Here is a 20344-nt window from a genome sequence, read left to right on the forward strand (position 1 = left end):
GGGTATTAGCAGCTGTGCTGCTTTTCGATACTCCTTTGAGTTGCTTATCCTGACGGAGACTAAATCATGGAATTTCCACCCCCTAAAGGGAGTTCATTACTTTCCACTCTTTCGCTATCTCTGAGCATTGGCTTGCTGTCGGGCTCGCTGCCGATTGGCGAGTCTGCGGCGAATGCCGCTTCGATGCTGGCGACCTGCGAGAGCTGCAATTTTCGAGACGGTTACGCCATTGTTAATCAGGATAAAGTGCGGTTGCATTACGTCGCGGGTGGCAAAGGACCTGCGCTTTTGCTGATTCCTGGCTGGCCCCAGACCGCATATACCTGGCACAAGATCATGCCGGAGCTGGCCCGGAAATTCACTGTCATAGCCGTTGATCCGCGAGGTTTGGGCGACTCGAACAGGCCCGTGGCCGGATACGATACGGATAATGTGGGGCGCGATTTGCACGAGCTGATGCAACAGCTCGGGCATTCGACTTATCAAGTCGTCGGGCATGATGTCGGGATGTGGATTGGTTACTCGATGGCGGCTAACTATCCCGATGCCATTACGCGCATTGTGCTTTCTGAAGCGGGCATACCCGGCCTTGATCCATTACGCTCCTGGCACTTCGCTTTCAATCAACTTGTGGATCTGCCAGAAGCGCTGATTGAGGGTAAGGAACGTATCTACCTAGAATGGCTGTTCAATAGCTTTGCTTACAGGCCGAGCGATCTGGCAACCGAAGAGTATGTCCGCGCTTATTCCAAACCCGGGGCGATGCGGGCTGGTTTCGCTTATTACAGGGCTATCCCGGAAACAATCGAACAGAATAAAAAGCATGCTGCTGTGCCGCTGACAATGCCCGTGCTGACGGTGGGTGGTGAGTTCGCACGCGGCGGTGGACTCAAAGCGATGCTGGACCCGGTTGCGGCCAATGTGACTGCCCGTGTTATTAGCGGCGCGGGACATTATCCCCAGGAAGAAGCCCCTCAAGAAATGTTGAAAGTCCTGATGGAGTTTCTTGACGCAAAGCAGTAGCCGAAGCTTTGGGTTACACCAGTCGGTTTCTGCTCAGACCTTGGGCTTGGCGTGACTTGCCAAACGCTCCAGCGCGGCGCGCAGTTTCGGATCGGTAATCCCGTCAGCCGTCGCCTGAATGCTCTCGGCGGCTACCGTCGACAAGTCCATCGTATGCCCCTTCGCCCCTTGAGCGGGCGTAGGTGGCTGAACCTTGAAGACAATCCGCGTCAGGCTGGCAAACTCGTCGAAGGCGGTCAGCTGTCGCTGCAGGCGCTTTTGTTGATAGCGCAGACGCGTCGCCCAATGACCGTCGGTCACTATCAGCAGCAAACTGCCTTCGCGCCACGAAGCAACATGACAATGTTCGCGCGCAGCGGGCTGCAACTGGCTTTCAAGCAGCCGTTGCAGGTGCCCCAAACGCTGGGCGTGATGAAAAATACCCTTCAAAGGCTTCGCTTCACGCAGCAAGACTGCGGGTGCCCGAGCGGGGAGTGGACGAAACGCCATGAGCTACAACCCTGGATGACAAGTTTGTCATGTTATCAGAAAGCGCCCGCAACCCCTTGTCCCATGCGGGTTTGCCGGTTTTACCCGCAAAATCAATGGCTAACTTCTAGTCTGGACGGGTTGAACTCTCGGGAAATGACCCTATCTACAAACAGCCCCGTCACAGCGCTGTGCCAGCATCGTGGAATAACGCCACTTTCCTCACCATCGTTTCCGGGTAGAATACTCGTTCGCATGCGGCCATGAGGGCTGCACGGGCGACTCACGGGGCCGCCCTCCATTCCTATGTCTGGAAGATCCTGTCGATATGTTTGCGCCTTTGTTAAAAAAACTTTTTGGAAGCAAGAACGAGCGTGAAGTGAAGCGCATGCTCAAGACGGTACAGATCGTCAATGCCTTCGAAGAGCAAATGGTGGCCCTTTCGGACGAGCAACTCCGTGCCAAGACCGAAGAGTTCAAGGCCCGCTTAGCCAAAGGTGAGACCCTCGATCAGCTGCTTCCTGAAGCTTTCGCGGTCGCACGTGAAGCCGGTAAGCGCGTCATGGGTATGCGCCACTTTGACGTTCAGTTGATTGGCGGCATGACTCTGCACGAAGGCATGATTGCCGAAATGCGTACCGGTGAAGGTAAAACCCTGGTGGGTACACTGGCGGTTTACCTCAATGCATTGTCCGGTAAGGGCGTGCACGTGGTAACGGTCAACGACTACCTCGCTCGTCGTGACGCCAACTGGATGCGTCCACTGTACGAATTTCTCGGCCTGAGCGTTGGCATCGTCACGCCATTCCAGCCGCCAGAAGAAAAGCGTGCGGCTTACGCGTCTGACATCACCTACGGCACCAACAACGAGTTCGGTTTCGACTATCTGCGCGACAACATGGCGTTCAGCATGGACGACAAGTTCCAGCGCGAACTCAATTTTGCCGTGATCGACGAAGTGGACTCGATCCTCATCGACGAAGCGCGTACGCCGCTGATCATCTCCGGTCAGGCTGAAGACAGCTCCAAGCTGTACACCGAGATCAACCGCCTGATTCCGCGTCTCGTGCAACATATCGAAGAAGTGGAAGGCGAGGTGACCAAAGCCGGTCACTACACCGTTGACGAGAAGACCCGTCAGGTCGAGCTGAACGAAGCCGGTCACCAGTTCATCGAAGAGATGCTCACCGAAGTCGGCATGCTGGCTGAAGGTGAAAGCCTGTACTCGGCACACAACCTGGGTCTGCTGACTCACGTTTATGCTGGTCTTCGTGCGCACACGCTGTTCAATCGCAACGTCGAGTACATCGTTCAGGACGGCCAGGTTCTGTTGGTCGACGAGCACACCGGTCGTACCATGCCGGGTCGCCGTCTGTCCGAAGGCCTGCACCAGGCTATCGAAGCGAAGGAAAACCTGAATATTCAGGCCGAAAGCCAGACGCTGGCTTCGACCACGTTCCAGAACTACTTCCGTCTGTACAACAAACTGTCCGGCATGACCGGTACAGCCGACACCGAAGCGTTCGAATTCCACCAGATCTACACCTTGTCGGTCATGGTCATTCCGCCTAACAAGCCGTTGGCGCGTAAAGACTTCAACGACCTTGTGTACCTGACGGCGGAAGAGAAGTACGCCGCCATCGTGACTGACATCAAGGCCTGTCTGGCCGAGAATCGTCCGGTGCTGGTCGGTACTGCGACCATCGAAACTTCCGAGCACATGTCCAGGTTGCTCAACCAGGAAGGTATCGAACACAAGGTTCTGAACGCCAAGTTCCACGAAAAAGAAGCTGAGATCATTGCTCAGGCCGGTCGTCCGGGCGCCCTGACCATCGCCACCAACATGGCCGGTCGTGGTACTGACATCCTGTTGGGCGGTAACTGGGAAGTTGAAGTTGCTGCGCTGGAAAACCCGAGCCCGGAGCAAATCGCTCAGATCAAGGCCGACTGGCAGAAACGCCATCAGCAAGTGATCGAAGCGGGCGGCCTGCACGTTATTGCTTCCGAGCGCCACGAATCGCGCCGTATCGATAACCAGCTGCGTGGTCGTGCCGGTCGTCAGGGTGATACCGGTTCAAGCCGTTTCTACCTGTCGCTGGAAGACAGCCTGATGCGCATCTTCGCTTCTGATCGAGTGAAGAACTTCATGAAAGCACTGGGCATGCAGTCCGGTGAAGCGATCGAACACCGCATGGTGACCAACGCGATCGAGAAGGCACAGCGTAAGGTTGAAGGCCGCAACTTCGATATCCGCAAGCAATTGCTCGAGTTCGACGACGTGTCCAACGAGCAGCGTAAAGTGATTTACCACATGCGTAACAGCCTGCTGGCCGCTACCAACATTGGTGACACTATCGCCGAGTTCCGCGAAGACGTACTCAACAGTCTGATCAGCCAGCACATTCCGCCGCAATCCATGCCGGAACAGTGGGACGTTGCCGGTCTGGAAGCAGCGCTCGAAACCGACTTCGGTGTGAAGCTGCCGATTCAGCAATGGCTGGACGAAGACGATCACCTGCACGAAGACACGTTGCGCGTGAAGCTCCTCGAAGAGCTGCTCGCCGCGTACAACGAGAAAGAAGAGCAGGCCAGCGCCGAAGCGTTGCGCTCGTTCGAGAAGCAGATTCTGTTGCGCGTTCTGGACGATCTCTGGAAGGACCACCTGTCCACCATGGATCACCTGCGTCACGGTATTCACCTGCGTGGCTACGCTCAGAAGAACCCGAAGCAGGAATACAAGCGCGAATCCTTTACGCTGTTCCAGGAACTGTTGGATTCGATCAAGCGCGATGCCATTCGTGTGCTGTCTCACGTTCAGGTTCGCCGCGAAGATCCGGAAGAAGAGGAAGCTCGTCTGCGTCGCGACGCCGAAGAGCTGGCGCAGCGCATGCAGTTCGAACACGCTGAAGCACCGGGCCTTGAGCAGCCAGAAGCACTGGTTGAAGAGGGCGTCGATGTCGCTACCCTTCCGGTCCGTAACGACCAGAAGCAAGGTCGCAACGAACTGTGCTGGTGTGGTTCCGGCAAAAAGTACAAACACTGCCATGGTCAAATCGGCTGATCCTGATTTTGAACCGGTAGTGGTTTTGAAGTAACAGCACTAACGCCGCGACCGGCTTACCCGTCGCGGCGTTTTTCAATCGATTGCCGTACCGAAGCGGGCGGCGCAGATATCTTTCAAGGAGCGCACCTCATGGCTGTTGGTCTTGGTCCTTTGCCGACATTGCACCCGGTTCCCGGTTTTGAACTGGGTATTTCTTCTGCCGGTATCAAACGTCCGGGTCGCAAGGACGTTGTGGTCATGCGCTGCGCCGAAGGCTCCAGTGTGGCGGGTGTTTTCACCCTTAACGCGTTCTGCGCCGCGCCGGTCACCCTCGCCAAACAACGCGTCAACGGCCCCGTGCGTTACCTGCTGACCAACACAGGTAACGCCAACGCGGGCACCGGCGAGCCGGGTCTTGCCAACGCTGCGCGCACCTGCGCCAGACTGGCTGAGCTGACGGGCGTGGATGCCAATGCCGTGCTGCCTTATTCCACTGGTGTGATCGGCGAGCCGTTGCCTGTGGAAAAGATCGAAGGCGCACTGCAAGCCGCCCTCGATGACCTGTCTGTGGATAACTGGGCGGCTGCAGCTACCGGCATCATGACCACCGATACGCTGCCGAAAGGCGCGAGCCGTCAGTTTCAGATTGATGGCGTGACCGTCACTGTGACCGGAATCAGTAAAGGTGCAGGCATGATTCGCCCGAACATGGCAACCATGCTGGGCTACATCGCCACTGACGCCAAGGTTTCGCAAAGCGTATTGCAGGATCTGATCCGTGATGGTGCCAACAAGTCGTTCAACCGCATCACCATCGATGGCGATACGTCGACCAACGACTGCTGCATGCTGATCGCAACGGGCCAGGCTAATTTGCCGGAAGTGACTGAAGCGAAGGGGCCGCTGTTTGACGCGCTGAAAACCGCAGTATTCGACGTGTGCATGGAAGTGGCGCAGGCTATCGTCCGTGACGGCGAAGGCGCTACCAAGTTCGTGACGGTTGAAGTCAACGGCGGTGGCAATCATCAGGAATGTCTGGACGTTGGTTACGCTGTGGCTCACTCGCCATTGATCAAGACCGCACTGTTCGCCTCCGATCCTAACTGGGGCCGTATCCTGGCTGCTGTAGGCCGTGCCGGTGTTCCGGATCTTGATGTGAGCAAGATTGACGTGTTCCTGGGCTCCGTCTGCATCGCCAGCAAGGGCTGCCGCGCGACCACCTACACTGAAGAGCAAGGCTCGGCAGTGATGGCCGAAGCCGAAATCACCATTCGCATCGAGTTGGGTCGTGGTGATTGCAGCGAGACCATCTGGACTACCGACCTTTCCCACGAGTACGTGAAGATCAACGCGGAATACCGTACGTAAGACTCCTCTAGCCGTATTTCTCTGTAGGAGTGAACTTGTTCGCGAATCGGTACGCCTGACACGCCGCTTCGCCAACAAGCTGGCTCCTACAGGGGCATCATCTGAGCAAGGACACTGAAATGACCCTGCACCTGATCATCGGCGACAAACGCTACTCCTCCTGGTCGCTACGACCGGCGCTGGCGCTGTACATGACCGGCGCGGCGCATACCGAACAACTGATCCGTCTCGATCAGACCAACACCCGCCAGCAGATTCTCGAGCACTCGCCGTCCGGCAAAGTGCCCCTGTTGAAAACCCCGCATGGTTCAATTGCCGACTCGCTGGCGATCATCGAATACCTTGCGGAACAATTCCCTGATGCAGGTTTGTGGCCCAGCGACACGGCTGCTCGTGCGCAGGCGCGTTCGGCCTGTGCACAAATGCACAGCGGGTTCATGGGGCTGCGCTCCAAACTGCCAATGGACTTGCATCGGGACGCGGCACTGGAAGTCATCTCGGTTGAAGCTCAGAGCGACATCGAACGTATCGTCCAGCTGTGGGCTGAATGCCGTGCGGCTGCCACTGAAGACGGTCCGTTTCTGTTCGGCAAGGCCAGCGCAGCTGACGCGTTCTTTGCCCCTGTCGCGATTCGCTTGCGCACGTATCGAATCGAACTGTCTGCCGAAGCGTTGGCGTACATCGAAACCCTCTACCAATGGCCGCTGTTTCAGCGTTGGCAGAAGGGTGCTTTAGAGGAAGTCGAAGGGTGAAACGTATTCATGTAGCAGCAGCGGTTATCCGCGGCGTTGACGGCAAGATCCTTATTGCACGGCGTGCCGATACCCAGCACCAGGGTGGTTTGTGGGAGTTTCCCGGTGGCAAGGTCGAGCCGGGAGAGGCTGTCGAGGCTGCGCTTGCCCGTGAGCTTCAGGAAGAGTTGAACATCGTCGTCACCCAGGCGCGGCCGCTGATCAAGATTCAGCATGATTATCCGGACAAGCAGGTGCTGCTGGACGTCTGGGAAGTGTCGGCATTTACCGGCGAACCGCATGGCGTCGAAGGGCAGCCACTGGCCTGGGTAACCCATCGCGAATTGGCAGATTATGAGTTCCCGGCGGCCAATCGGCCTATCGTCGCGGCGGCGCGCCTGCCCGGCGAATACTTGATTACGCCCGGTGAACTGGAAACCCCGCAATTGCTGCGCGGCATGCAGAAGGCTATCGCGGGCGGCGTCAAACTGGTCCAGCTACGCGCACCGAATGGCTATGACCCGCAATACCGCGATCTGGCGGTTGACGCAGTGGGCTTGTGTGCCGGTAAAGCGCAGTTGATGCTCAAGGGGCCTCTGGAGTGGCTGGGTGACTTTCCTGCTGCGGGTTGGCACCTGACGTCGGCACAGCTGCGCAAACTGGCCCCGAATGGGCGTCCGTTTCCCAAGGATCGCTGGCTGGCAGCGTCTTGCCATAACGCTGAAGAGCTGGCCCTGGCCGAACTGATGGACGTCGACTTCGTCACTTTGTCACCCGTCCAGCCAACCCAGACTCACCCTGATGCTCAACCGTTGGGTTGGGAACAGGCTCAGGAGTTGATTGCCGGGTTTAGCAAACCGGTATATCTGCTTGGCGGTGTTGGTCCTGCTGAACAGCAAAAAGCCTGGGAGAGCGGCGCGCAAGGTGTGGCGGGGATCAGAGCGTTCTGGCCTGGGGAATGACCCCCGACCTGTTGGAGCGAGGCTTGCCCGCGAAGAACTATAACTCGGTGTGCCTGATACACCCGAGCAACGACTTCGCGGGCAAGCCTCGCTCCAACACACACACTAATCGCCTGACTAAGGCTTCTTGGCCGCCTCCCACAATATCTCCGCAATACCCTGCCGCTTGGCAATCAGTCGCGCTGCGACAAACAGCAGATCCGACAGCCGATTGATATACGCCAGCCCGACGCCGGCCAGCGGCTCCAGCGCGTTCAGGTGCTGACAGCGCCGTTCGGCACCGCGGGCCAGGCTGCGGCAGACGTGGGCCTGGGCGATCAGCGCCGAGCCACCGGGCAGAATGAAATTCTCCAGCGGCCCCAGTTCTTCATTCCATAGGTCAATAGCTGCTTCCAGTCGATCAATCTCTGCCTGATCCAGCGCCTGATAGACCGGCATCGCCAGTTCACCGCCGAGATCGAACAACCGGTGCTGACACGGCGCGAGCACTTCGATTACTTCCGCGAGAGCCGGCTTTGCCGACAATTGCTCGGCCAGCCCGGCGAGCAGTAATCCAAGCTGGCTGTTGAGCGTATCAACTTCGCCGATTGCCTCGACCCGAGGGTGATCCTTTGGTACGCGTCGGCCGTCACCCAGGCCGGTTTCGCCGTTGTCCCCAGTGCGTGTGTAAATCTTTGACAAGCGAAAACCCATTCTCAATGCTCCGTTATAGCGGCGAAATGACCGCTTCAGGCACGTTCACCTGGCTGCCCGCCAAAGGCAGGCGCAAGGTGAAGCAGGTGCCCTGGCCGACAGAAGAGTGCACCTCCATCTGGCCTTTGTGATTGTTGGTGATGATGAAGTACGAAACCGACAGCCCCAGCCCGGTTCCCTGACCGATCTCCTTGGTCGTGAAGAACGGTTCGAACGTACGTTTGCGCACTTGTTCGGTCATGCCGACGCCATTGTCTTCGACCTGAATTTCAGCCCAGGGCGGATTCAGTCTGGTACGCAGGATGATCCGCCCCGGCTCGGCATCGTCTGGACGCTGGTGAATGGCCTGTGCAGCGTTTTTCAGCAGATTCAGCAACACCTGTTCCAGTTCATTGGCCGTACCCGGCACCGGACCCAGTTCCGGGTCAAATTGACGAATGATGGCCTGGCCCTTGAAGTCGAAACCGATGGTCAGATCGAAGTCGTTACTGGCGATCTCTACCGCCTGATCAATCAATGCCGGCAAGTCGCACGGAGCCATTTGCCGGGTGCTGAGACGACTGAAACTGAGCATGTGACTGACGATCTTCGCGGCCCGTGCGCCGGCTTGCTGAATGCCATCGAGCAGTTTGGGTACTTCCCGGCTGACCAGATAACGATTCACTGTTTCCAGCTCGATGCCTTCGGCTTCGGCCTGCTCAATGTTTTTCTGCAGGTCGGTTGATAGCCGCCGCCTAATGTTTTGTACGTTATGCAGGATCGCACCCAGCGGATTGTTGATCTCATGGGCCATGCCTGCCGCAAGACCGCCGACGGAAAGCATCTTCTCGGATTGCACCATCATCTCTTCCAGCGACAACCGCTGAGTGATGTCATCGACACGAATCACCACGCCTTGCCCCGCGCCACCAGTCAGCGGGTAGAAAGTCAGGGCATAGTGACGACGCTCTTCGTCCTTGATCCAGGTGACCCGTTCGATCTTGGTGACGCTGTGTTTCTCCACAGTCTGCTTGAGCTGCGGCAGGAAGGTTTTCATGGGTGGGAAGGCAAGGAATATCGGTTGATTCAGCGCTTCATCCAGAGGCGTGCCGGAAAGTGCGCTGGCTTCCTGATTCCACTGGGTGACATACAGCTGTTCATCCAGCGCAATCAGCGCCGAAGGCATCGAGTCGATGATGCTGTTCAGGTAGTTCTGGAAACCGGTGAGCTTCTTCTCGATCTTGCTGCGCACCTTCACCTCAAGCTCCAGCTTGCGGTTGGTGTTCCGGGTTTCTTCGGCCAGGCCCTGAGCCTGATCGTAGGCTTCCTGGGAGTCGTCCCTAGCGCGCTTGAGTTGCTGCTCTCGAGCTTCGATTCGCGACAGCATGGTGTTGAAGGCTTCAGCAAGACTGCCGATTTCATCCTTGTTGCCTGGCGCTGCGCGCAATGCGTAGCTCTCTTCCCGCGTGACCTGGCGTGAGAGCTCTTCCAACTGGTAAATGGGTTCGGTGATCAGGCGCCGAATCTGCCGGGCAATGACCAGCCAGAGCAGCACGCTGAACACCAGAATGCCGAGGCTGGCAGTCAGGGTGCCGGTGTAGAACGCAGTTGGTAATTCGCTGCTGGCAACCAGCAACAGGTGGCCCGGTGCCTGACCTGCTTTCGGTACCGGGATCAACTGCGTGTTACGAAACTCGGTGATGCGCCAGCTTTCAATGTCCTTGAACCGTAAGGGCAGCCTGAGCTTGTCGCCTTGTTGCAGTTGGCCGATCCGTTCGCCATTGGTGTCGTAAAGTGCGGCAGCGCGTAAAGGGCCGTAATTTTTCAGCTCCTTGAGCAACGATTCGGCATCCGCAGGTGAACTGAGTGCCTGTTCCGCGAGGTTAGGGTTGCTGATCAGGCGGCCAATGGTCTGCAGTGCCTGAGGGGCCATGGCCTCTTGGGAAATGTAATAGGCGGCGCTGATGAACGTCAGGTTGGCAACCAGCAGGACCGTGGTCAGCAGGACCAGCAAGGCTGCCAGTAGCTTCTGGCCGACCGGCAGGTTTTCCAGGCGTTGGCGCAATGGCATGGGGACGGATCACACTGGGATGAGGAATGTTCAGGGTAGCGCGCACCCCGGCCATTGGGCAAACAGGTGGCCGGAGCTAGTTCGCAGGCAGCCCTCTATCCGTAAGGTGTTTTACAAGTCTGACTTTCAGTTGCTGCAAATGTGGAACAACGACGCCATGGCGCTCAGCCGTTGCGCAGGCATGACCCAGCAGATAGCTGATCTCTGTGCGGCGTCCTTGCGCGACATCCTGATGCATCGAGGAGTAATTGGCCGCTGTGGCCTGAATGACTCGCAGCACATCACTGTGCAAGTCTTCGGCCGCGTCTGGCTGTCCGCAGCGTTGAAGCAGTTCGCTCAGATCCGCGCACAGCGTTGCAACTTCGCAGTGATGTTGCATCAAGCCACCGTTCTGGCAGTCGTGCAGTACGGTCAGTGGGTTGATCGCACAGTTCAGTGCCAGCTTGCGCCAGAGCCGGGTGAGGATATCCGGCGTCCATTCATGGGGAATGCCTGCCAGTTGCAGATCACTCAGCCACTCAGGCGGGGAAGGATCGGCAGGGTCGCCCAGCCAGTTATAACCATGCCCGGCAAACACCACGGTTCCGTCTCTTTGGCGAAACGCTCCTTCGGTGCTGGAGGCGCAGATACAACGCGCTTTCGGGACTTTTGCGGCGACCGCGTCCTGACTGCCCAGGCCGTTCTGCAGCAGGATTATTTGCGCGTCAGGTGTCAGTCGATGCGCCAGAGCCGCTACAGCCTGCTCGGCATCGTAAGCCTTGCACGCCAGCAACAGGCGTTCGATGGGCTCTTTGCCGTCGAGCGTCTGCGCGCTGATTGTCATTCGACTCTCAACACCTTGCTCAACCAGCGCCAGAGTCCCGCCATTGGCCTCGTATGCAGCCAGGCGCGCGGCTTCACGCAGAACCAATCGCACCGGTAAACCCGCTCTCGACAGTCGTACTGCCCAAAGGCTGCCCAGACTCCCGGCACCCAACACATGCCAGACGACGGCCATTAGCGGCTCACGGCGAGGCGAAGAAAACTGAGCAGGAGCGAGAAATTGGCTGTCGACATGGATGGCTCGCAGTGAACGCGGGAAAGTCTCGTTATAATAACCGGGTTTTATTCACATCAAAGACAGGCGTTTGAGCGCCATCCATTGGAGAAATGACATGCCCTCGTTCGACGTAGTGTCCGAACTGGATAAACACGAAGTCACTAACGCCGTCGACAACGCTATCAAAGAGCTGGACCGTCGCTACGACTTGAAAGGTAAAGGCGAATTCGAGTTCAAGGAAAAGGACCTGACGGTCAGCCTGACCGCCGAGGCAGAGTTCCAGCTTGAAGCGATGATCGAAATCCTCAAGCTATGCCTGGTCAAGCGCAAGATCGACGTCAAATGCCTTGAAGTCAAAGACGCCTTTGCTTCGGGTAAATTGATGAAGCAGGACGCCGTTCTCAAGGAAGGCATCGACAAAGAGCTGGCGAAGAAAATCGTCGCTCACATCAAGGAAGCCAAGCTCAAGGTCCAGGCCGCCATTCAAGGCGAGCAAGTACGAGTGACCGGCAAGAAGCGTGACGACCTGCAAGAAGCGATGGCTGTCCTGCGTGCCAATGAATTTGGCATGCCGCTGCAATTCAATAACTTCCGCGACTGATAGACTGGCCTGGCGCAGGAATTCGTTTTCCTTCGGCGCCTATGGCTTGTGCAAGGGTGTAACCATCGGGCCCGGTCTGATGGTTGCGCCGTCAGGTCGGGAAATGTGAGGAGAGAAAGATGGATTTGAATGCCGAAATGGATCATCTGGTAAAGGCCTCTCAGGCCTGGATCCCGATGATCATGGAATACGGCAGCCGTGTGCTGTTGGCGTTGGTAACCCTGACGATTGGTTGGTGGCTGATCAACCGTTTGACCACCAAAGTGGGTGCGCTACTGGCATTGCGCAATGCTGATCTCGCGCTACAAGGTTTCATCAGCAGCCTGGCCAACATCATTCTCAAGATTCTGCTGGTTGTCAGCGTTGCGTCGATGATCGGGGTTGAAACCACCTCGTTCGTGGCCGCTATCGGTGCTGCAGGTCTGGCGATTGGTCTGGCGTTGCAAGGCAGTCTGGCGAACTTCGCGGGTGGCGTGCTGATTCTGCTGTTTCGCCCGTTCCGTATCGGTGACTGGATCGAAGCCCAAGGTATCGCGGGCACTGTCGACAGTATCCAGATATTCCATACTGTGGTGCGCACCGGCGATAACAAGACAGTGATCCTGCCCAACGGCAATCTGTCCAACGGGATTATCACCAACACCAATCGCCAGCCGACCCGTAAGATCACGTTCGATGTGGGCGTGGATTACGAGGCCGATCTGAAGCAGGCGCTGCAAGTCCTGATGGATATGGCAGATGATCCTCGCATACTGCAGGACCCTGCACCGCAGGCCGTGGTGGCTGCGCTGGGTGATAGCTCGATTACTGTATCGCTTCGAGTTTGGGTCAAGACCGGTGATTTCGGCGATGTGTCGAACCGCTTCAACGCCGAGGCCCGTGACCGTCTGCGTGCTGCCAATATTGATATCCCGTTCCCGCAGCGAGTGATTCGCGTGGTTCAGGATTCAGCAGCACCGCAGTAATTAGCATATGACTTTGTAGGAGTTGCCGAAGGCTGCGAAAGCATTCTGGCTGACACGCCGCCATCGCAGCTCTTACTAAACATCAAGTTAATAATGGATTTGAAACGCTGACCTTGTAGGAGCCAACTTGTTGGCGGAGCGGAATTTCTGACGATGCAGGTCCGACGTCTCGCCAACAAGTTGGCTCCTACAGGTCACTCGTTTGCTGCGCGACAGCGGGGTGTCAGGGGCATGGGGCGGCCTCCTGCAGATTCAGTGCTTTAGCCTTAAAGTTGATCTTGCGAGGGCTTCTCAGCCTCAAGCACCTCAGCCGCCTTGTCCTGGCGCGCCTCCTTGCTCCACTGCAGGATGATCATGATCAGCGTTGGCACGCCCAATAGCGCAGTGATCAGGAAGAAGTTGTGATAACCATACTTCTCCACAACGACCCCCGAATACCCCCCCAGCAAACGCGGCAGCAGCAGCATGATCGAGCTGAGCAGCGCGTATTGTGTCGCCGAGAATTTGAGGTTGGTCAGGCTTGATAGATAGGCCACGAACGCTGAGGTCGCCAATCCGGAGCTGAAGTTGTCCAGTGAAATGGTCAGCACCAGCATTTTAAGGTTTGGCCCCATGTCAGCCAGCATCAGGAATAGCAGGTTGGTGGCCGCCGAGGTCATGCCGCCGATAAACAGGATCGGCATGATGCCAAAACGTACGATCAACAACCCGCCAAAGCCTGCGCCCAGCAGCGTCATGATCAGACCGAAGATCTTGCTGACACTGGCGATCTGGTCCTTGGTAAAGCCCTGATCGATGTAGAAGACGTTGGCCATGACACCCATGACCGTGTCTGACATGCGGTAAGTCGCGATCAAACCCAGCAACAGAAACGCCTGCCAGCGATAACGCAGGATGAAGTCATTGATTGGCGTCAGCACTGGAGCCAGGCCGCGTCGCCCCATTGAGGACAGGCACGCGATGGTCAGGACGGTGTAAAGGATGGCGCGCAGAAAGGCACGGTCTTCCATCAACAGGTCAGTCCAGCTGGCGTCCTGAAACAGCACGCTGGCGAAGTCCGTGTTGTAGAGCTGGGTGAACATCGCCGGAACCGACACCAGCAGCACAATCAGCACAAATACAGACGCCAGTTGGTGCACGAAACCATACCGAGCGGCCGACAGTTGAGTGCGCAGCGCCACCGGAGGCTCGCGCATGATCAGCGTAGTAATCAAGGCTGGCAGCATCAGCAGGCCGAACAGCACGTAAGTGCCGGTCCATGCCGAGTGTTTGTAGGCGAAACCCGTGGAGCCAAAACCTTCGGCAAAGTACAGCGCGCCTGCGGTGGCGAGCAGCGCCGCAACGCGGTAGCCGGACATGTAACTCGCTGCGAGGGCGGCTTGCTGAGTATCGTTGGCAATTTCCAGGCGATAGGCATCGATGGCGATGTCTTGGGTCGCGGATGAAAAAGCCACGACAACAGCGATGGCGATCAGCCAGGACAAGTGCTGCTGCGGATCGCAGAATCCCATGCCGATGAGGCCCAGAATAACCAGGCTTTGGGACAATACGAGCCAGGAGCGACGCCGACCCAACTTGCCCAGCAGTGGCAGGCGCCATTGGTCGAGCAGGGGGGACCACACCCATTTAAAGGCATAGGCCAGCCCGATCAGGCTGGCATAGCCGATGGTTTCTCGAGCGACACCGGCTTCACGCAACCAGACCGACAGAGTAGAAAACACCAACATGTAGGGCATGCCCGCAGCGAATCCGAGCAATAACAGCACTAAAGTCGAAGGGCTGGCATATGCGGCGAGCGCGGCGCGCCAGGTTTTACGGGGCATGGGCTGGAGTCTGCCTCAGGTTACGAAAACAAAGGGCGCACTCTAACCGCTGTGCTCTATCGGACGCCAGCCATGACGCCGGATATCTACCCGATTGTTCTGCACAATGATGCCTTCTGCGCGTAATCGGGCGCGCTGTTCGTCGCCTGACGATGTGCCGACGGGCAAACTGACCTTGCCGCCAGCGCCTATTACACGATGCCACGGCAGCGAAGTGCCGTCCGGCAACTGGCTCAAGGTCCGTCCGACCCAGCGCGCCGCGCGACCCAGACCCGCCAACTCCGCTAATTGCCCATAACTGACAACTTTCCCTTCCGGCACCTGATTGAGCGTAAGGTACAGCGCCGTGCGCCGCGCCTGAGCCGGGTCCATACCGGCAGGATCCGATGAGTCCGGCTGCTTTTTGGTCAACGCGTTGCTCCTGTTTCTAGATAAGCGGACCTTGGTATTTGAACTACAAGGATTTCCTGCTGTCTGTGTTTCCTGTTCCTGCGGCGGTCTTCGATTGCCTTGACGTCATCCCTTATGGATGATGCCCGATTTTCCGCTAACTGAGCCTCCTTGTTGCTTATGCTGACTAGAACTCTGCTGTTCCTCGCTGCCTCTGTTGCCACTACTCCTTTGCTCGCTGATACCGTCTGGTTGAAGAATGGCGACAAGATCACCGGCACTATCAAACTTTTCGACGGCGGCAAGCTGGTGATTGATACTGCTTATGGTGGTTCTATTCCGGTTGACTGGAAACAGGTCAAAACGCTTGAGAGTGACCAGAAGTTGATGGTCAAGCAGGACCAGTATCAGGGCGAAATTGCCAAATCGTTGCAAGCGTCTGATGACGGCAAGGTCACGTTGACCAACGGTGACGCGCCTAAAACGGTCGAACTGGCCAGCATCCAGCAGATTCTGAAACCCAAGCCGGTCATTACCGATCTGGTCTGGAAGGGCAATGTCGATGTTGCCATGGACTTCCAGCAAGCCGAGAACGACACCAACGATTACAACGTGGCTTTCAAGACCTCTGCACGCCATGGCCAATGGCGTCATAACGCCAAAGGCGATTACAACCGCGAGACTCAGGACGATGTCGTCAACACCGACAACTGGAGCGCCGAGTACTCTATCGACCGCTTCCTGACCGAGAAATTTTTCTGGGACGGCCGGATCAGTTACAAGCGCGACAAGATCGAAGACCTCAGTCGTCAACGCGTCGTCGGTACCGGTCCTGGTTACCAGTTCTGGGATGACGAGCTGGGTGCATTCAAGCTGGGCGCCTTGCTTAACCGCACCGATTTCGAATTCAGAAACGGCGAGAAAGCGAATTTCTACTCTGTGGCCGGTACCTGGGATTACAACCGTTTCCTGATCGGCAAAAAGGTTGAGTTCTTCACCAACGGCGAAGTAGGCAAACCTATCAGCAACGTGGCTGACTACTCTCTGGACGCGGAGGTAGGGCTTCGCTACAAAGTGACGGATTGGGCATCTTTGAACCTCAAGGCCGAGAAAAACGTCATCAGCGGATCCGAAAACGGCGACCTGGACAAAACCCGCTACACCGCAGGTTTTGGTGTGACCTGGTAAGCGCCTCCGCACTGTTTCTGCAGGAGTTGCCGAAGGCTGCGAAAGCGATATCTCTGATACTCCGCCATCGCAGCCTTCGGCAGCTACAGGTTCACTTACTTGCAGTCTTACAAAACCACAGCTCGCGCGGATGAGGTCATAGCACTTTCTTGCCGCCCCCTGGCTCCACTTCGCAATAATTATTAGCTTGTCTTCCAAACCCATCCGCGTGCTCAATCAGCTGGCTATTATTCAGCTTTATTTAGGCAACCGTCGATCATCGGCGCGTTCATTGCGAGGTGTCACTGGATGAGTGTGAAGGCTATCAAGCAGGCGCGGGAGTTGTTGCTAAAGGAATACCGGGGCGTGCTGTCAACGCACTCCAAATCCATGCCGGGTTTCCCGTTTGGCTCTTCTGTTCCGTATTGTCTTGATGATCTCGGGCAACCGCTGATATTGATCAGCCGCATCGCTCAGCACACCCACAATCTGGGCAAGGACGCGAAGTGCTCATTACTGGTGGGTGAGCGCGAAGCTGACGATGTCCAGGCGACTGGGCGGGTGACCGTGATGGCTGAGGCACAGAAGCTTGTTGATCCCGACGCCGTCGAGTCAGCGTCTCAGCGCTATTACCGTTTTTTTCCTGAATCGAAAAGCTATCACACCGCCCATGATTTCGATTTCTGGGTACTGGTGCCCGTGCGCTATCGCTTCATTGGCGGCTTTGGTGCCATTCACTGGCTCGATCATGTCGAACTGGCAAACCCGTTTGCCGGGTCCGCTGAAGCCGGCATGGTCGAGCACATGAATGCTGATCACGCCAAAGCCATTGCTCACTATGTTCAGCTCACGGGCCTCCCGCAAAATGAGGCCGCGCAGTTGGCAGGTATCGACAGCGAAGGCATGCACCTGCGCATCGGTCAGAGCCTATACTGGCTGGCATTCAGTGAGCCCTGTAACACACCGAAACAAGTCCGCGAAGCCTTGGTTCAGCTGGCTCACGCGGAAAAATGGCCCACTCGTGATACTCAAGAGGCTTGAATTCACGCTTTGATGACGTCACGTAGGGTCTACTGCAAGGCATTCTTGCGTTGAGGAAGTCAATTGATGCGTGTTTTTCTACTGCTGTTCCTTCTTTTTCCGGTACTGGAGCTGTTCGTTCTGGTACGGGTGGGTATGTCGATAGGCTTCTTTCCGACATTCCTGATGGTGGTCGCAACCTCGTTGTTGGGCCTGTTCGTGATTCGCGTGGCCGGTTTTGCAACGGCAATGCGCGCGCGTGAAAGTCTGTCCCGCGGCGAGTTGCCCGCCCAGCAGATGCTCGAAGGTCTGATGATTGCCGTTGGTGGTGGTCTGCTGCTGTTGCCAGGTTTTATCAGCGACATTCTGGGTGTCATCTGCCTGCTGCCGATCACGCGCAAGGTGCTGGTCAATACCATGCGCAAACGTGCTGAAGAGCAAGCTATCCGCCAGCGTGCTTTTGCAGAGGACATGCCGGCGAGCAATGATCCGGGGCGTCCGGGTGCGATTCATTCTCCTACGCGCGAACCTGATGTGATCGAAGGCGAGTTCGAGCATCGCGACAAATAATTCCCTTCATAGCCCCACCACGCGGCACCTCAGGGTGCCGCGTGCGTTTCATGACGCAGTAACTTTCGACAAAAAAATTCTACGGCTGGCCTTGTAATCACCATGCCCGCCCTTATGTATGGGTCACCGCAAGGTTTCTGGCCTTTTTGCCAGACCGTATTCTGCGGTTCGCTCGTCGAACCGTAACCGGCAACGCCGGATGTTTAACTCGCTGGTGTAATCACCGGCGGTTTAAAAACCATAATCAGGAGATCGACAATGAAGCTTCGTCCTCTGCATGACCGCGTCGTAATCCGTCGCAGCGAAGAAGAATCCAAAACTGCTGGCGGTATCGTTCTGCCAGGTTCGGCTGCTGAAAAGCCTAACCGTGGCGAGATCCTCGCTGTGGGTACCGGCCGCGTGCTGGACAACGGTGAAGTACGTGCGCTGGCCGTGAAAGTGGGTGACAAAGTGGTGTTTGGCCCGTACTCCGGCAGCAACACTGTGAAAGTAGATGGCGAAGACCTGCTGGTGATGAGCGAGAACGAAATTCTCGCGGTCGTCGAAGCCTGAGTCACCCCACTAGTTTCCGTTACTACTCAAAGTATTTAAGGAAGATCGATCATGGCTGCTAAAGAAGTAAAATTCGGCGATTCTGGCCGTAAAAAAATGCTCGCCGGTGTCAACGTCCTGGCTGACGCAGTAAAAGCAACCCTGGGCCCAAAAGGCCGTAACGTTATTATTGAGAAGAGCTTCGGCGCTCCTCTGATCACCAAAGACGGTGTTTCGGTTGCCAAAGAAATCGAACTGAAAGACCGTTTCGAAAACATGGGCGCGCAGCTGGTCAAAGACGTTGCTTCCCGTGCTAACGATGACGCTGGTGACGGTACTACCACTGCAACCGTTCTGGCTCAGGCCATCGTCAACGAAGGCCTGAAAGCCGTCGCTGCCGGCATGAACCCGATGGACCTGAAGCGCGGCATCGACAAGGCGACCATCGCGATCGTTGCCGAGCTGAAGAAGCTGTCCAAGCCTTGCACTGACACCAAGGCCATCGCTCAGGTAGGTACTATCTCCGCGAACTCCGACAATTCCATCGGCGACATCATTGCCGAAGCCATGGAAAAAGTGACCAAAGACGGCGTTATCACCGTTGAAGAAGGCTCGGGCCTGGAAAACGAACTGTCGGTTGTTGAAGGCATGCAGTTCGACCGCGGTTACCTGTCCCCGTACTTCATCAACAAGCCAGACACCATGGTTGCCGAGCTGGACAGCCCGCTGCTCCTGCTGGTCGACAAGAAAATCTCCAACATCCGCGAAATGCTGCCGGTTCTGGAAGCAGTGGCCAAAGCTGGCCGTCCGCTGTTGATCGTTGCTGAAGACGTTGAAGGCGAAGCCCTGGCGACTCTGGTTGTGAACAACATGCGCGGTATCGTCAAAGTTGCAGCCGTCAAGGCTCCAGGTTTCGGCGACCGTCGCAAGGCAATGCTGCAGGACATCGCTGTTCTGACTGGCGGTACCGTTATCTCCGAAGAAATCGGCCTGAGCCTGGAAACCACTACCCTGGAACACCTGGGTAATGCCAAGCGCGTTGTGCTGAACAAAGAAAACACCACCATCATCGACGGTGCTGGCGTTCGCACTGACATCGACGGTCGTATCTCGCAGATCCGTCAGCAGATCGGTGACACCACTTCGGACTACGACAAAGAAAAACTGCAAGAGCGTCTGGCCAAGCTGTCCGGCGGCGTTGCAGTCATCAAAGTCGGCGCTGGTTCCGAAGTTGAAATGAAAGAGAAGAAAGCCCGCGTTGAAGACGCCCTGCACGCTACTCGTGCAGCCGTTGAAGAAGGCGTGGTACCTGGCGGTGGTGTAGCGCTGGTTCGCTCGCTGCAGGCAATCTCCGAACTGAAAGGCGACAACGCCGATCAGAACGTCGGTATCGCTCTGCTGCGTCGCGCTGTAGAAGCTCCACTGCGTCAGATCGTTGCCAACTCCGGTGACGAGCCAAGCGTTGTAGTCGACAAGGTCAAGCAGGGTTCGGGTAACTTCGGTTACAACGCTGCTACCGGCGAATACGGCGACATGATTGAAATGGGTATCCTGGACCCGGCTAAAGTGACTCGCTCTGCTCTGCAGGCCGCGTCCTCTATCGCCAGCCTGATGATCACCACCGAAGCCATGATCGCTGACGCTCCGGACGACAAAGCTCCAGCTGGCGGCGGCATGCCAGACATGGGCGGCATGGGTGGTATGGGCGGCATGATGTAAGCCAGCTTCACCCTCTAGCTGTACCCCATAAAAGAACCCCGCCTTGTGCGGGGTTTTTTTATGGGCTACAGCAAGAGGGTGAAGCTGGCTTAAATCATGCCGCCCATACCACCCATGCCGCCCAAGTCTGGCATGCCGCCGCCAGCTGGAGCTTTGTCGTCCGGAGCGTCAGCGAGCTGGG

18 protein-coding genes are annotated in these 20344 nt (G+C 56.9%); 12 read left to right on the forward strand and 6 right to left on the reverse strand.

Annotation, left to right across the window (positions count from 1 at the left end; translation table 11 throughout):
- Positions 1–66 precede the first annotated feature (66 nt).
- Positions 67–1023, forward strand: a complete 957-nt coding sequence (locus RX972_RS22860; RefSeq protein WP_316878752.1) for an alpha/beta hydrolase — start codon at positions 67–69, stop codon at positions 1021–1023.
- A gap of 33 nt (positions 1024–1056) precedes the next feature.
- On the opposite strand, the gene RX972_RS22865 is transcribed toward RX972_RS22860, so the two are convergent.
- Positions 1057–1512 carry a DUF721 domain-containing protein gene (locus RX972_RS22865; protein WP_316878753.1) on the reverse strand — a complete coding sequence of 152 codons (456 nt, stop codon included), beginning with the start codon at positions 1510–1512 and terminating at the stop codon, positions 1057–1059.
- 307 nt (positions 1513–1819) lie between these two features.
- On the opposite strand from RX972_RS22865, the gene secA reads away from it, so the two are divergent.
- The 4 genes from secA to RX972_RS22885 all read left to right on the forward strand — a co-directional run bounded on the left by secA (position 1820) and on the right by RX972_RS22885 (position 7595).
- On the forward strand, positions 1820–4552 hold the full coding sequence (gene secA / locus RX972_RS22870) for a preprotein translocase subunit SecA (RefSeq protein WP_099270920.1): 2733 nt from the start codon (positions 1820–1822) through the stop codon (positions 4550–4552).
- Between the two features lie 132 nt (positions 4553–4684).
- Positions 4685–5902, forward strand: a complete 1218-nt coding sequence (argJ, locus tag RX972_RS22875; RefSeq protein ID WP_316878754.1) for a bifunctional glutamate N-acetyltransferase/amino-acid acetyltransferase ArgJ — start codon at positions 4685–4687, stop codon at positions 5900–5902.
- Positions 5903–6021: 119 nt separating this feature from the next.
- Positions 6022–6654 (forward strand): glutathione S-transferase family protein, encoded by a 633-nt coding sequence (locus RX972_RS22880; protein WP_316878756.1) that lies wholly within the window; start codon positions 6022–6024, stop codon positions 6652–6654.
- A complete protein-coding gene (locus RX972_RS22885) occupies positions 6651–7595 on the forward strand; it encodes a Nudix family hydrolase (RefSeq protein WP_316878758.1) in 945 nt (314 codons plus the stop codon). The genes RX972_RS22880 and RX972_RS22885 overlap by 4 nt, the downstream gene beginning before the upstream one ends.
- A gap of 117 nt (positions 7596–7712) precedes the next feature.
- Here RX972_RS22885 and RX972_RS22890 read toward each other — a convergent pair whose 3' ends face one another.
- From RX972_RS22890 to RX972_RS22900, 3 genes are all read right to left on the reverse strand, one after another.
- Positions 7713–8288, reverse strand: a complete 576-nt coding sequence (locus RX972_RS22890) for a cob(I)yrinic acid a,c-diamide adenosyltransferase (protein WP_316878759.1) — start codon at positions 8286–8288, stop codon at positions 7713–7715.
- A gap of 13 nt (positions 8289–8301) precedes the next feature.
- Positions 8302–10338, reverse strand: coding sequence for a sensor histidine kinase (locus RX972_RS22895; protein WP_099270916.1), 2037 nt, complete (start codon positions 10336–10338; stop codon positions 8302–8304).
- Between the two features lie 76 nt (positions 10339–10414).
- Positions 10415–11335 (reverse strand): putative 2-dehydropantoate 2-reductase, encoded by a 921-nt coding sequence (locus RX972_RS22900; protein WP_316878761.1) that lies wholly within the window; start codon positions 11333–11335, stop codon positions 10415–10417.
- A 157-nt stretch (positions 11336–11492) separates the two neighbouring features.
- Here RX972_RS22900 and RX972_RS22905 point away from each other — a divergent pair, with 157 nt between their 5' ends.
- Together RX972_RS22905 and RX972_RS22910 are read left to right on the forward strand one after the other, a co-directional pair.
- A complete protein-coding gene (locus RX972_RS22905; protein ID WP_027900271.1) occupies positions 11493–11978 on the forward strand; it encodes a YajQ family cyclic di-GMP-binding protein in 486 nt (161 codons plus the stop codon).
- A 119-nt stretch (positions 11979–12097) separates the two neighbouring features.
- Positions 12098–12943: a mechanosensitive ion channel family protein gene (locus RX972_RS22910; RefSeq protein WP_099270914.1), complete on the forward strand. Its 846-nt coding sequence runs from the start codon at positions 12098–12100 to the stop codon at positions 12941–12943.
- Positions 12944–13209: 266 nt separating this feature from the next.
- Here the strand turns inward: RX972_RS22910 and RX972_RS22915 are convergent, their stop codons facing one another.
- Entirely contained in the window at positions 13210–14766 is a 1557-nt protein-coding gene (locus RX972_RS22915) for an AmpG family muropeptide MFS transporter (protein WP_316878765.1), read from the reverse strand.
- A gap of 42 nt (positions 14767–14808) precedes the next feature.
- Entirely contained in the window at positions 14809–15138 is a 330-nt protein-coding gene (locus RX972_RS22920; RefSeq protein ID WP_099271031.1) for an MGMT family protein, read from the reverse strand.
- A gap of 198 nt (positions 15139–15336) precedes the next feature.
- Here RX972_RS22920 and RX972_RS22925 point away from each other — a divergent pair, with 198 nt between their 5' ends.
- From RX972_RS22925 to groL, 5 genes are all read left to right on the forward strand, one after another.
- On the forward strand, positions 15337–16344 hold the full coding sequence (locus tag RX972_RS22925; RefSeq protein WP_027900275.1) for a DUF481 domain-containing protein: 1008 nt from the start codon (positions 15337–15339) through the stop codon (positions 16342–16344).
- 288 nt (positions 16345–16632) lie between these two features.
- Positions 16633–17364 (forward strand): HugZ family protein, encoded by a 732-nt coding sequence (locus RX972_RS22930; protein WP_316878767.1) that lies wholly within the window; start codon positions 16633–16635, stop codon positions 17362–17364.
- A 66-nt stretch (positions 17365–17430) separates the two neighbouring features.
- Positions 17431–17913 carry an FxsA family protein gene (locus RX972_RS22935; protein ID WP_099270911.1) on the forward strand — a complete coding sequence of 161 codons (483 nt, stop codon included), beginning with the start codon at positions 17431–17433 and terminating at the stop codon, positions 17911–17913.
- 258 nt (positions 17914–18171) lie between these two features.
- Positions 18172–18465, forward strand: coding sequence for a co-chaperone GroES (locus RX972_RS22940; RefSeq protein ID WP_020292988.1), 294 nt, complete (start codon positions 18172–18174; stop codon positions 18463–18465).
- A 51-nt stretch (positions 18466–18516) separates the two neighbouring features.
- Positions 18517–20163 (forward strand): chaperonin GroEL, encoded by a 1647-nt coding sequence (groL, locus tag RX972_RS22945; protein WP_027900278.1) that lies wholly within the window; start codon positions 18517–18519, stop codon positions 20161–20163.
- The last annotated feature ends 181 nt before the right edge of the window (positions 20164–20344 follow it).

It is taken from the genome of Pseudomonas syringae group sp. J309-1 (assembly GCF_032582135.1).
In the GTDB taxonomy this organism is placed as follows: Bacteria; Pseudomonadota; Gammaproteobacteria; order Pseudomonadales; family Pseudomonadaceae; genus Aquipseudomonas; species Aquipseudomonas quasicaspiana.